Annotated in this window: 10 protein-coding genes; 4 read left to right on the plus strand and 6 right to left on the minus strand. The window is 62.5% G+C overall.

The genetic code is table 11. The annotated features are described in order from the left end of the window. The first annotated feature begins 63 nt into the window (after positions 1 to 63). Entirely contained in the window at positions 64 to 1,383 is a 1,320-nt protein-coding gene (locus LB453_RS05525) for an MFS transporter (protein WP_103794666.1), read from the plus strand. On the opposite strand, the gene LB453_RS05530 is transcribed toward LB453_RS05525, so the two are convergent. The 5 genes from LB453_RS05530 to LB453_RS05550 are packed head-to-tail and all read right to left on the minus strand — an operon-like array spanning position 1,380 to position 6,626. After that, positions 1,380 to 2,357, minus strand: coding sequence for a spore coat protein U domain-containing protein (locus tag LB453_RS05530; protein ID WP_103794667.1), 978 nt, complete (start codon positions 2,355 to 2,357; stop codon positions 1,380 to 1,382). The two genes, LB453_RS05525 and LB453_RS05530, sit on opposite strands and share 4 nt — an antisense overlap. Next, complete coding sequence (locus LB453_RS05535) at positions 2,354 to 4,804, minus strand: fimbria/pilus outer membrane usher protein (protein WP_103794668.1); 2,451 nt, start codon at positions 4,802 to 4,804, stop codon at positions 2,354 to 2,356. The genes LB453_RS05530 and LB453_RS05535 overlap by 4 nt, the downstream gene beginning before the upstream one ends. After that, positions 4,805 to 5,491 (minus strand): molecular chaperone, encoded by a 687-nt coding sequence (locus tag LB453_RS05540; protein WP_199187300.1) that lies wholly within the window; start codon positions 5,489 to 5,491, stop codon positions 4,805 to 4,807. A gap of 27 nt (positions 5,492 to 5,518) precedes the next feature. Continuing rightward, positions 5,519 to 6,007 (minus strand): spore coat U domain-containing protein, encoded by a 489-nt coding sequence (locus tag LB453_RS05545; protein ID WP_224481759.1) that lies wholly within the window; start codon positions 6,005 to 6,007, stop codon positions 5,519 to 5,521. A 49-nt stretch (positions 6,008 to 6,056) separates the two neighbouring features. Then, positions 6,057 to 6,626: a spore coat protein U domain-containing protein gene (locus LB453_RS05550; RefSeq protein ID WP_103794671.1), complete on the minus strand. Its 570-nt coding sequence runs from the start codon at positions 6,624 to 6,626 to the stop codon at positions 6,057 to 6,059. 533 nt (positions 6,627 to 7,159) lie between these two features. On the opposite strand from LB453_RS05550, the gene LB453_RS05555 reads away from it, so the two are divergent. The 3 genes from LB453_RS05555 (at position 7,160) to LB453_RS05565 (ending at position 12,238) form a co-directional block, all read left to right on the plus strand. Beyond that, the gene (locus LB453_RS05555; RefSeq protein ID WP_103794672.1) at positions 7,160 to 9,205 is read left to right on the plus strand and encodes a putative bifunctional diguanylate cyclase/phosphodiesterase; all 2,046 of its coding nucleotides are present in this window, start codon (positions 7,160 to 7,162) and stop codon (positions 9,203 to 9,205) included. Between the two features lie 155 nt (positions 9,206 to 9,360). Then, positions 9,361 to 11,484 (plus strand): putative bifunctional diguanylate cyclase/phosphodiesterase, encoded by a 2,124-nt coding sequence (locus LB453_RS05560; protein WP_103794673.1) that lies wholly within the window; start codon positions 9,361 to 9,363, stop codon positions 11,482 to 11,484. A gap of 148 nt (positions 11,485 to 11,632) precedes the next feature. Next, positions 11,633 to 12,238, plus strand: a complete 606-nt coding sequence (locus LB453_RS05565; RefSeq protein ID WP_103794674.1) for a cupin domain-containing protein — start codon at positions 11,633 to 11,635, stop codon at positions 12,236 to 12,238. A 172-nt stretch (positions 12,239 to 12,410) separates the two neighbouring features. Here LB453_RS05565 and LB453_RS05570 read toward each other — a convergent pair whose 3' ends face one another. Continuing rightward, positions 12,411 to 12,704: a hypothetical protein gene (locus LB453_RS05570; RefSeq protein WP_224481614.1), complete on the minus strand. Its 294-nt coding sequence runs from the start codon at positions 12,702 to 12,704 to the stop codon at positions 12,411 to 12,413. Positions 12,705 to 12,723: the final 19 nt, after the last annotated feature.

The following is a 12,723-nucleotide window of genomic DNA, read 5'->3' on the forward strand; positions in this document are numbered from 1 at the left end:
ATATGCGTCACATTATTCGCGGCTCGCTCAGGCTAAAACGGAGAAAAAACGCAGGAAGCCACTATGAGTCACACTCCGTCTTTACAAAAGCCTCAGGGCAGCGCTCGAACCATTTTCAACGTTACCAGCGGTAACTTCCTTGAAATGTATGACTTTATGGTGTTTGGCTACTACGCCACCGCCATTGCAAAAACCTTCTTTCCCGGCGACGATCCTTTCGCCTCGCTAATGTTGACCCTGATGACCTTCGGCGCCGGATTCCTGATGCGGCCGCTGGGGGCTATCGTGCTTGGCGCCTATATCGACCATCACGGCCGCCGCAAAGGGCTGCTGCTGACGCTGGGGCTGATGGCGATCGGTACGCTTACCATCGCGCTGGTGCCGGGCTACGCCACGCTGGGCGCCGCCGCGCCGATTCTGATCCTGCTGGGCCGCTTGCTGCAGGGCTTCTCCGCTGGGGTTGAGCTGGGCGGCGTCTCGGTCTATCTGGCGGAAGTGGCGCCGAAAGGGCGCAAAGGCTTCTTCGTCAGCTGGCAGTCGGGCAGCCAGCAGATTGCGGTGATCTTCGCCGCGCTGCTCGGCCTGCTGCTCAACCATCTGCTGGCGAAAGAGGCGGTAACGGAATGGGGCTGGCGTATTCCTTTCGTCGTCGGCTGTATGATCGTGCCCTTTCTCTTCTGGGTCCGCCGCATGCTGGAAGAGACCGAAGCCTTCAGCCAGCGCAAACAGCATCCGACTATGCGGCAGATTATGCGTTCGCTGGCGAGCAGCTGGGCGCTGGTGCTGGCGGGTATGCTGATGGTGGTCACCACCACCGTGATGTTCTATATGATCACCGCCTTTACCCCCACCTTCGGCAAAACCGTGCTGATGATGAGCGACAAGCAGAGCTTCCTGGTGACGCTGTTTGTTGGCGTCTCTAACCTGATCTGGCTGCCGATAATGGGCGCGCTGTCGGACCGCATCGGCCGCCGTCCGCTGCTGATTACCTTTACGCTGCTGATGATCGTCACCACCTGGCCGGTGCTGCACTGGCTGGTGGGAGCGCCGACCTTTGCTCATCTGATGGAAGCGGAGCTGTGGCTCTCATTCCTCTACGCCAGCTATAACGGTGCGATGGTGGTCTACCTGGCGGAGATTATGCCTGCGGAAGTGCGCGCCTCGGGCTTTTCCCTCGCCTATAGCCTGGCGACCGCGCTGTTCGGCGGCTTTACGCCTGCGGTTTCCAGCTACCTGATCCACGCCACCGGCGATAAGGCGATGCCCGGCGTCTGGCTGACCTTCGCCGCCGTTTGCGGCCTGATCGGCACGCTGCTGATTGGCCGTATGGTCAGGCAGTACCGCGCGCGCCACAGCGGCGCGGCCGCCAGCGCCTCAGTCTAAAACGACAGATCCACCACCACGCTGTCCGTGTAGCTGCCTGCGGGCGGCGTGGTTTGCGTGGTAAGGATGCGCGCGGTATAGCTGTAGCCGCGCGTCAGTCCATCCGAGCTTACGCTGGTGGCGCTGGCGCTGCTGTAGCGTTCGGTGCCGCTCGGCCCCCAGCGGTTGCTGCTGGTTCCCTTGTAAATCTCATAGCTTAACCGGTTAGTGCCGCTCGCCATCTGGCGCTGCGTGCCGCTGACATAGCTGCCGTTGCTTAATCCCACCGTGTAGGTGCTGCCTTTGCTGCACACCACATTAATGGTCTGCGACACGGCGGAGAAGCTGCCGACCAGCGGTGCGCTGCCGAAGCTGATATTGGGCGCGGTAATGGTGGTGCAGTCGTTGGTGACCACCATGGTAACGGTTATGGGAATAACGCCGCTGCCGCTCTGCGGCGAGAGGCAGACGTTGCCGACGCCGACGCTGGTGCAGATGTTATAGGTCACCGCCAGGTTAAGCGTGGTGGTGTAGGTGCCGGCGGCCACCGTCTGGCCCGGCACGCTGCGCAAATAGACCGGAATAGCGAAGTTAAGGCTGCCCAGCAGGCCGGCGAGGTTGACCAGCACCGCCTGGCTATAGACATAGGCGGCGGCACCAATGGTCAGCTCGGTGGCGCAGGCGCTGTCGACGCAGAGCTGCACCGGAATATTATCGCTGCCGGTGTCACCGCTGCGCTTGAGGGTGCCGCGCGTGCCGCTGACGCTGGTGGCGCCGGTTAGCTGGAAGGTGATCTGGTTATTGCCCAGCAGCGAGAGCGACGAGCCGGACCCGCAGTTGACGTTGGCGTTGGTCGAGGTCGCCTGCGCCGTAGTGTTAACCACAAAGGTAGTGACCGACCCAAAGCTGGCGGTGGAGCTGGGCAGGGCGCAGGCGGCGCGCGACAGCGTCGGAAAGAGCGCCAGCAGCGCCAGCAGCAGCAGGATTTTTTTCATGGCGTAATCCCTGAGGTAGAGTTATCGGCACTGGGCGTCGGCGCGCCTGCGGGGCGCGGCGGCAGCGGACAGATAATGGGCCCATAGGTCTTCAGCGCCTGCGGCTGGCCGCTGGCGATGGTCAGCTCGGCGCTGCAGCTGCGGCCGTCCGGTGTGGTGACGCGCATCGGATTGCTGGCGCGCAGATTTTCCAGCCAGGCGATGCCGTCCCAGCCGATATACCCGGTCGCCTCGCCGTCGCGCAGCACCTGACTGGAGACCGGCAGCGGCTGGCCGTCGGCATCCTGCAGGATCACGCTGGCGGCGCGCAGCTTCTCTACCGGGAAGTGCAGCAGATAGCCGCTCTGGCGTTTCACCGCAAAGCGCTGCTCGACGTTGGGCGTCGTCATATCGGCGGGCAGATCGAGCGTGTCGATATCGTACTTCGCCGGATAGTAGCTGCTGATTGAGGGCACCAGCAGATAGCCGTTGCGGTCGGTACGTCCCATTGACTGATTCTCATAGCGCACGTTGACGTCGGGGTAGCTGGTTTTCACCACCACGAAAGCGTCATTAATGGCGTTGGCGGCGAAGGTCTGGTTGTCCATCAGCACCAGCGACCCGGTGAGATCCGCCCACTGGGTGTTGTAGTCGTCGTCGCCGTAGAAGCCCGCCGAGGTGTCGATTTTGTTATTGCGCCAGCGCAGGCTTCCCTGGCGGTAGTCGCCGCTGTCGCCGCCCTGATGCGCCCAGGAGGCGTCCCAGGCGAAGCCGCCATCGCTCGGCATCGAGCGCGAAAGGTAGAGGCGCTGATTATTCTCACCCTGTTGGTCGCGCTCCATGCTTACCGAGGCGCTGCCGTGCTCGCCGAACGGGATCACCAGTGAAATTGCGCCGCTCCATGCGCCCTGCTGCTGGTCGCGGCTGGCGGAGACGTAGAGGCTTGAGTTGCCCCACAGGTTTTTGCTCCAGGAGAGGTTAAGCAGCCGCGTATGCTGGCCGTCGCCGCCGCTGATATCAATCCAGGCGGCGCCCAGGCTGCCGTACTGGCTCAGCGACAGGCTGGCGTTATACTGGGCGCTGCGGCGCGCCAGGCTGTAGGTGGTATTGCTGGTATCGCTGTTGCCGCTGCGGCTGCTGAGCAGGGCGAGATTGCCGAACTCGCGGCTGCGCAGAATATGCTGCGTGCCGATGCTGAACCAGCTGTTGTTGTACTGGTAGCCCCAGCTGTACTGCCTGCCGCCTGCACCGTTCATCTGGCTTTGCGCCGCCGCGCCGTTCAGCACGCCGAAGCTGCCGACGCGAAACATCGCGCCCGCGCCGCCCATCGCCAGGCTGTCGCTCCCTTCGGCATGGGTTTCCAGCGTCAGCCAGTCGGTGGCGCCGTAGCGCAGCGAGCCGCTCGCCGCCGCCTCGCCGTAATCGAAATTGTGAATGCCGTAGTTATCGCGAAACGCCCCGGCGGAAACCGAGTAGTCGCTCAGGCCCGCCTTCAGCAGCGTGCTGGAGACATAGAAGGGCAGCGTCGTCGTCACCTGACGCCCCACCGCGTCGGTGGTGGTGATCACCGCATCGCCCGCGCCGTTGACGAAAGGCACGTTGGTCAGCGACCAGGGCCCCGGCTGCACGTTCGCCTGGCTGGAGCGGTAGCCGTTGATAAAGAGATCGACGGTGGAGGGCACCGCCGCCTGGCCGGAGAAGGCGGGCAGCGGATAGGTCACCAGATCGGGCCGCACGCTAAAATCGCGCCCGACCTGTATCCCGCCGAGGCGCACGCTGTTGCTCCAGCTCAGCGCGTCGGTGGTGAGATCGCCAGCGCGCCAGCTGACCACGTTGTTCTCATCTTCGTTGCTCCACCAGGTGTCGTAGCGGATATAGCCATCATCCTGCGCGGGCGCGCGGCCCTCTATCTGCTGCTGCCAGACGCCGTTGCTGGAAAACTGGCCAGCGGCCCCGAAAAAGCGCAGCTCGTTCCAGGCGGAAAGGCGGGTGCCCGCGTTGGTGGTGCGCGTGGCGTAGAGGTCGTAATTGAACAGCGCGCCGGTGGTGGCGCGGCCCGGATAGCGCGGCCCGTTCTGCGCCTCGCCAATCACCTGACCGGGGAGCCAGGCGGGCGGCACCGTCAGCAGCAGCCGCTGCCGGGCATCGTCATAATTCGCGCTGACCTCGGGCCACTGGCTGACGTCCACCAGCTGCGGACCCGGCAGTTTTTCCGCGGGGATGCCGGCGCGCTGCAGGTCGCCGGCGCGCACCAGCAGGTGGCCGTCGCGTCGCTCTACCGGCACGATAGCGCCACCATCGCGCTGGTTGACCACCAGCTCCAGCATATAGCGCTGGCCAGTGCCGCTGTTATCCAGCGACGGCGGCGGCGGCAGCGACGAAAAGGTCTCCGCCAGCGCGGCGGCCGGCGTCAGACAGGCGCAGACGCTGGCCACCGCCAGCGCGCAGGGGTGAAGAGCGCGCGGCATTTAGCGGCCGGGCGCGCTGCGCCACGCGCCGGCGTTGGTGTCCGCCGTTAACTGGCCGTTAACCGCGCTTTTCAGCGGCCAGCGGTTTTCGCTGCGCGCCAGCACGTAGCCGAACAGGCCGTCCCCCAGCTTGCGTCCGCCAACGGCAACGTTGCTGAGGCGCGCGTGGCCGCTGCCGCGATTGGTGAGCAGCAGCCAGGGGCGGCCGCCTTCGCTCACCTGCCGCCAGCTCAGCTCCGGCTTCGCCGCGTCGCGCGTCAGCCCCTCGCCGTAGACAAACAGCGGCACCGAGTAGCGCATTTGAAAATTGAGGCCCGCCTGGTTTTCGCCCGGCGTGCGCGGCGTCGGGATCTCATCAAGCACCACGCGGTAGGCCAGCTCCTGGCCCGCGCCGGGCGGCGTCTGCTTAATCAGGCGCACCAGCTGCTTTTTGCCCGGTTCGATGCGCACCAGCGGCGGGCTGGCGACAATGCTCTGCTGGGTGGCGTACTGCTCTTTGCCGCCGATCTGCTGCCAGCTAAAGATGCGCACCTGCATCAGCGTGGTGACGCTGCCGCGATTTTCCAGCCACAGCTCGCTCGCTTTCTCATCCGGGTTGATGCTGGGATCGATCGGCCAGATCATCAGCGAATTTGCCGCCTGAACGCTGGTCGTCAGCAGGGAAACAAACAACAACAGGGCGCGCATCATCAACGTTCTCCTTTAAGCATGCGGCTACCAGCTCAGCGTCACGGTCAGCGTGTCGGTGTAGACGCCGGCGCGCGTCGGGCCGGGCAGCTTCAGCAGGCCGTAAATCGGCAACGTAATGTTACTGGCATTGCTGTAGCTCAGCGCGACGGGGCTGTTCACCGGAATGGCGGTGGTCTGGCTGGCGTTGGTATAGAGGGTGTAGGGCACGGTATTGGTATTGCTGGTGTGCTTCAGGTTGCGCGTCGTGGTGTAGTTGCTGCCGCCGCTGATGCTCATGCTCAGCGTGGTGCCAGGGGTGCAGGCGAGCGTAATGGTGCTGCTCTGCACGAAGCTGGCGCTGACGCTGTTGCTGGCAACGCCTGACTGCGAGCCGAAATTAAGCGTGCCGAAGACGCCGGTATTGCTACCGGAGACGACGCAGCCCGCCACGATGGAAGCTGAGACTTGAAACGTGCTGGTGGGCAGGCTCCAGGCGCTAAGACTTCCTGTCAGCAGGGGCAGCGCGCAGATCAGCCCGCGCACAGCGCGCGACGCAGCCACCCGAATACTCCTGACCGCGCGATCAGTAATTCACGGCGACGTTAATGGTGTCGGTGTAGGTGCCTGCCGGGATCAGCGGGTTGAAGCCGCCGCCCACGACGCGGCCGTAAATCGCGTAGTTGGTGCCCAGCGTGGGATCGGTAGTGCCGCTGGCGGCGATATTGGTGTTGTTGGCGATAGCGGTGGTAAAGGCCGCGTCGCTGTAGAGGGTATAGGCGATCCCCTGGGTGTTGTTGGAGCCGAGGATCAGATAGCGCGGCTGGCCGGAAACCGTGCCGAAAACGGTGGCGGGCGCCTCATTGCTGCTGGTCACCTGCACGTTATAGGTCTGGCCGGTGGTGCAGCGCACGTAGATGCCGTTGCCGGACGCGCCGACCAGCGTGGCGTTCAGGGTATCAAAGGTCGCCGCGCTGCTGCCGAAGTTCAGGGTACCGAAGTTAACGCCGGTCGTGGCGGACTGGCCGTTCACCAGGCAGCCGGTGGTCAGCGTCAGGGTGGCATTGATTGTTCCTGTTGTGGTGGCGGCAAAAGTCACAGCAGGGAGTGCCGAAGTCAGGCCCGCAGCGGCTAACAGAAAAAGCTTGAGTTTCATAATTAATCCTTACCGATTATTCAGAGTCAGTGCTTTTTCGCCCGGTGATTAATGATGAAATCAAGCAAGGTCTGGCGACCGCGGCTCCGGCAAGGCAGGTAATGGCGCCTCGTCCTGAGGATAATCTCAGCTTTGAGCTAAGTATTTTTTATAAATTTTACTTAATATAGAGCAGCGTGCAAGCGCCGGTGAAGCGATACCGGAAATTTTCCTTAATCAATTCGCCTTTCAGGGCGATAAACCTGTAATACCAATACTTTGTCTCATATAAAAAAAAGCAAAGCGCGGGGTATTTTGCCCCCTACCGCCGCCTCGTTAACAGTGATATGTTCGTGCATTAATCAGGTCCAGTTACCCTTTTATCTATCGAGCAGGAAAAATCTTAATCAGGTTCCGCCGCTGTCGGGAGCGCGCTAAACGGCCCTGAAAATAATAAACTGCACGGCTGACCTCTTTTTATCCGTCTGTTTTTTTGACGTCGTTTTCGATTACAACACAGCGTCTGCCCACGGGCGGGCCGTGAGGAGTTGCACATGCTGCTGGTCACCTGGGACTGCGCCCTGGTTGGCGTTTCGCTGATCGTCGCTTTTATTGCCGCGTTCACCGCGCTGGATACGGCAGGGCGCGTCGCGGTGTCGCAAGGCTGGATGGCGCGGATATGGCTGCTGGCCGGCGGCATGGCGATGGGCATCGGCATCTGGGCGATGCACTTTATCGGCATGCTGGCGATGAGGATGCCGATGCGCTACGACACCGGGCTGACGGTGCTGTCGCTGCTGGCGGCCTGCCTCGCCTGCATACTGGCGTTTGCGCAGACTCAGCACGGTGGCTTTAGCCGCCGCCGCTGGCTAACCGGCAGCCTTATGCTCGGCAGCGGGGTAGTGGCGATGCACTATATCGGCATGGGTGCGCTGCTGATCTCTCCCGCGCCGCACTGGCGCTTTTCGCTGGTCGCGCTCTCTCTCGCCATCGCTTATCTTGCGTCCGCCGCCGCCCTCTGGCTGGCGTTTCATCTGCGCCAGGGGGAAAAACATCTGCTGACGATGCGCGCGCTCGGCGCGCTGGTGATGGGCGTCGCTATCGCCGGCATGCACTACACCGGCATGGCGGCGGCGCAGTTCGATCGCCACAGCATGCCGCTGGCGCAGGGGGTCAGCGGCCAGGGACTGGCGGTGTGGGTCGCGCTGGGCACGCTCTCTATCCTCGGCTTTACGCTGCTCGCCTCGATGCTGGACGCCCAGCTGCGCGCCGTGCGGCTGGCGCAGCGGCTGAAGCTGGCGAATCAGGAGCTGCATCAGCTGGCGATGCACGACAATCTCACCGCGCTGCCCAATCGCGTGATGCTGGAGCAGCGGCTGGATGCCGTTCTCAGCCAGGGGACGCGCGACAGGCCGGGCTTTACCCTGATGTATATGGATCTCGACGGCTTTAAGGCGGTCAACGACACCTGGGGCCACTACGTCGGCGATCGCCTGCTGATCGCGGTCGCCGACCGCCTGCGTTGCCAGCTCAGCGACGACGACATGCTGCTGGCGCGCCTCGGCGGCGATGAGTTTGTGCTGCTGACGCAGGGCAACGAGCCGCGGCAGGCAGCGGCGCTGGCGCAGCGGCTGGTCAAAACCATTGACGAGCCGTTCTCGCTGGATCGTTACCTGCTGCGCGTCTCGCTCAGCGTCGGCGTCGCGCTCTCGCCGCAGCACGGACGCAGCAAGCAGGAGCTGATGTTTAACGCCGATTCGGCGATGTACCACATCAAGCACAGCGGGCGTAATGGCTACTGCCTGTTTGAACCGGCGATGAGCGCCAGCGCGCAGCATCAGCTGGCGCTGGCCAACGATCTCTGGCTGGCGCTGGAGCGTCAGGAGATGCAGCTGTTCTATCAGCCAAAATTCCGCTCCAGCAGCAGCGAACTGATCGGCTTTGAGGCGCTGCTGCGCTGGCAGCACCCGACGCGCGGCCTGCTGATGCCTGACATTTTCCTGCCGCGCGCGGAGAAGACCGGGCAGATCGTCGCGCTGGGCAACTGGGTGATCAACGAAGCCTGCCGCCAGCTTAAACAGTGGCACAGCGAAGGACACGCGCACTGGACGGTCTCCGTTAACCTTTCAGCCCTGCAGTTTCATCAGCGCGATCTGCTGGAGACGGTGCGTCAGGCGCTGCTGCGCCATCAGCTGCCGGGCAGCGCGCTGACGCTGGAGATCACCGAGAGCATCGCCATGCGCGATCCGCAGTTTAGCCAGCAGCGCATCAGCGAGCTGCAACAAATTGCGGTCAGGGTGGCGATCGACAACTTCGGCATCGGCTACGCTAATCTGCTGCATCTGAAGCACCTCGACGCCAGCGAGCTGAAGATAGACCGCAGCTTTATCAACAGCCTGCGCGCCGACAGCCAGGACGCCACCGTGGTAAGCGCAATGCTGGCGCTGGCGCAGACGCTTAACCTGCAGATGGTGGCGGAAGGGGTCGAAACCGAAGAGCAGCAGACGCTGCTGACCCGGCTGGGTTTTGACGCGCTGCAGGGCTATCTGCTGGGCAAACCCACGCCGGCCGATCGCATCGCCGACTTCGCTGCGGTCTGACGATAGATTTTAACGCTCACAGGCATCGGAACCTTTCATCGTGACGGGCTAATTACCTTTTGCCTTTTGCCGATAACCTGAGCAAATAATTCACCCTTGTGACTTTTTCATTACAACGCTATGGCTGCAATTACGCGCCTTCACGGGACTTCACTATGTTGGTGACCTCATACGACTCGTTTACCGTCATCGTTTCTATTCTGGTTGCGATGCTGGCCTCTTTTACCGCGCTGGATATGGCGGGACGCGTCGCCACCTCGACAGGGAAAGTTGCGCTGATATGGCTGTTTGGCGGCGGCTTCGCCATGGGCGTTGGCATCTGGGCGATGCACTTTATCGGCATGCTGTCGATGACCATGGCGATGGTAATGAGCTACGACGCGTCGCTCACCGGCATCTCAATGGCGATTGCCGTTATCGCCTCGATCTTCGCGCTCTGGCTGGTCTGTCGGGGCGATCTGCCGCTGAAAAAGCTGCTGAGCGGCGCGCTGGTGCTGGGCAGCGGCGTGGTGGCGATGCACTACACCGGCATGGCGGCGCTGATGTTCTCTCCCGGCATCAGCTGGAACTGGGGCTGGATCGCGCTCTCGGTGGTGATTGCGCTGGTGGCCTCGGGCGCGGCGCTGTGGCTGGCGTTTAACCTGCGCGACGGCACCAGCGGCCGCACGACGCTGCTGCGCCTCGGCGCGTCGGTGGTGATGGGCTGCGCCATCGCGGGCATGCACTACACCGGCATGGCGGCCGCCAGCTTCCCGGCGCACGGCCACGCCGGCATGAGCGGCGTTAACAGCAACTGGCTGGCGATCCTGGTCACGGTGGTAACCCTGGCGATCCTCGGCATTACGCTGCTGGTGTCGATGCTCGACGCGCGCATGCAGGCGCGCACCGCTATTCTGGCGCGTTCGCTGGCAGAGGCGAACCGCGAACTGGCGCAGCTGGCGCTGCACGATAACCTGACCCGCCTGCCGAACCGTATTCTGCTGGAGGATCGTCTCGAACAGGCGATCAATAAAGCCAATCGCGAGCGCACCCAGTTCGCGCTGATGTTTATGGATCTCGACGGTTTTAAAGCGGTAAACGACGCCTTTGGCCATCACGTCGGCGACAATCTGCTGATCGCCGTCACCGAGCGCATGAGCGAGCAGATGAAGGGCTACTACACCCTGGCGCGCATGGGCGGCGATGAGTTTGTGCTGCTGATTGAGATCAACGATCCCAACGACGCCGCGACGGTGGCGGACACGCTGGTGAAAGCTATCGAGCGTCCGTTTCAGATCTCCCGCTACGAGCTGATGGTCTCGCTGAGCATCGGCATCGCGGTCTATCCGGGCGACGGCAACGACGAGCGCGAGCTGATGTTCAACGCCGATGCCGCGATGTATCACACCAAAAACAACGGCCGCAACGGGCATAACTTCTTCCAGCCTTCGATGAATACCCTGGCGCAAAGCCAGCTGCAGCTCAACAATGATCTGTGGCACGCGCAGGAGAATCAGGAGCTGCGGCTGTTTTACCAGCCGAAATATTGCGCGCCGCGCGGCCCGATTATCGGCTTTGAAGCGCTGCTGCGCTGGCAGCACCCGACGCGCGGCCTGCTGACCCCCGATATCTTCCTGCCGCTGGCGGAGAAGACCGGGATGATCGTCACTATCGGCTGCTGGGTTATTAATGAAGCCTGTCGCCAGCTGCGCGAATGGCGTCAGCAGGGGCATACCAACTGGTCGGTGGCGGTTAACCTGTCGGCCCTGCAGTTTGAACAGAGCAGCCTGGTAGAGACGGTGACCGAGGCGCTGGCAAGGCACGGCATTCCGCCCGAGATGCTGACGCTGGAGGTCACGGAAACTACTGCGATGCGCGATCCAGACGAGAGCGTGCGTATCCTGACCCAGCTGACGCAGCTGGGGGTGAAAGCCTCGATTGATGACTTCGGCACCGGCTATTCGAGCCTGCTCTATCTCAAGCGCTTACCGGCCAGCGAGCTGAAAATCGATCGGGCGTTTGTGAACGAGCTGCAGCATCACACCGAGGACGCCACCATCGTCTCGGCCATTGTCGCGCTGGCGCAGTCGCTGGATCTTAAAGTGGTGGCGGAAGGGGTAGAGACCGCCGAACAGCAGGCCTTTTTAACCGGATTAGGCTGCAATACGCTGCAGGGCTATCTGCTGGGCAAGCCCGTTCCGCCGGAAAAGGTTGAGGAGCTGCCCAATTACGCGCCGGAGGCGGAGCAGAAAAATGACGCTGTGGCGTCGCCTGCGCTCTGCGAAGCGCTGCCGGGATAAGTCAACCGCACAAAGTGACAGAATTGTTGCGTTGTTATTTGTGTTTGGTTAGCAAAATCATGCTTTTATCGCAGATCTGCTGGCCAGCGCACATTGCAACGGCCATCAGGTTTGTCACACTGAGCGGAAAGCTACCCGGAGAACCTGTATGACTGCCTCTTCTTCCAGTCTGTTGTTGCTGATGTCCTTCGCGGCGGGCACCTTCGCCGCCGGTTCGTCGAATAATCCGCAGCACCTGATGCTCGCCAGCCCGTCGGGCGGCGTGCCCAACAATCCTCTGCCGCTTATCATCTGGCCGCGCGTGGCGCTGGATGAGGCGGAGGAGGAGGAGCCCGACCTCGCCGGCTGGTTCGAGCAGACCTTTGCGCGCAACGGCTGGCCGCCTTCGTGGCGTTACGATATTTTTCCCTATACCCACTACCATCCCAACACCCATGAGCTGCTGGGCGTGGCGCAGGGCTGGGCGGAAGTGCTGTTCGGCGGCGACACCGGCCGCATGGTAACGCTGCGCGCGGGCGACGCGGTGCTAATCCCGGCGGGCGTCGGCCATAAGCAGGTCTACGCCAGCGAGGACTTTATGGTGGTTGGCGCATACCCGGAGGGCTTTGCGCCGGAAACCAACCGCGACGAGCCGGCAAAACTGCACGCTGCGGAGCAGCAGGTGAAGCAGGTGCCGCTGCCGACGCGCGATCCCTTTACCGGCAAAGAGGGAGCGGTAACCGAAATCTGGACGCCGATCGCCGACCATTTCTGACCGGCGCGCGTCAGGAATTTGAAACATTCCCCTCTATTTCTGACGCCGTCACGTCAAAAAAACAGAAGCGGCCGCTTCCTGACAGGCGCGCTTTTATCAGGTCGGCCTGTGCGTTCAGACGGCCCTGGACATGGCGGCGTCGGCGCGTTGCGACATGCTCAGGCCCGGCGCATCAAAACCGCAATCGGGCGTGATCTGCTGCGGGCAGCCCCGCCATCAAAACCTGACTGATATCACCCGCGCCGCCGGCGTGCGCCTGACGCTCCGCCGCGCAGCGCGCCTGTTCCAGCGCGTCTGGCACCGGAGGGTTCACCTCGGGCTTTTCGTGCATTTTGTTTTTTATCTGCTTATCCTTCACCGCCAGGTTTCCCGTATTCACATAAGCGCATTTACAGTTGAACATTCTCTCGCCACTGCCGATAACCCACCTACTAACTTTCATATTCCACGCATTTGTGCTTGTCAAAACAGACCGTTTCAGATGT

Source organism: Pantoea agglomerans, from assembly GCF_020149765.1.
Taxonomy (GTDB): Bacteria; Pseudomonadota; Gammaproteobacteria; order Enterobacterales; family Enterobacteriaceae; genus Pantoea; species Pantoea alvi.

Coding starts and splice junctions, on each gene's coding strand:
- LB453_RS05525 (WP_103794666.1), top strand. CDS start 64: ATGAGTCACACTCCGTCTTTACAAAAGCCTCAGGGCAGCGCTCGAACC.
- LB453_RS05530 (WP_103794667.1), bottom strand. CDS start 2,357: ATGAAAAAAATCCTGCTGCTGCTGGCGCTGCTGGCGCTCTTTCCGACG.
- LB453_RS05535 (WP_103794668.1), bottom strand. CDS start 4,804: ATGCCGCGCGCTCTTCACCCCTGCGCGCTGGCGGTGGCCAGCGTCTGC.
- LB453_RS05540 (WP_199187300.1), bottom strand. CDS start 5,491: ATGCGCGCCCTGTTGTTGTTTGTTTCCCTGCTGACGACCAGCGTTCAG.
- LB453_RS05550 (WP_103794671.1), bottom strand. CDS start 6,626: ATGAAACTCAAGCTTTTTCTGTTAGCCGCTGCGGGCCTGACTTCGGCA.
- LB453_RS05555 (WP_103794672.1), top strand. CDS start 7,160: ATGCTGCTGGTCACCTGGGACTGCGCCCTGGTTGGCGTTTCGCTGATC.
- LB453_RS05560 (WP_103794673.1), top strand. CDS start 9,361: ATGTTGGTGACCTCATACGACTCGTTTACCGTCATCGTTTCTATTCTG.
- LB453_RS05565 (WP_103794674.1), top strand. CDS start 11,633: ATGACTGCCTCTTCTTCCAGTCTGTTGTTGCTGATGTCCTTCGCGGCG.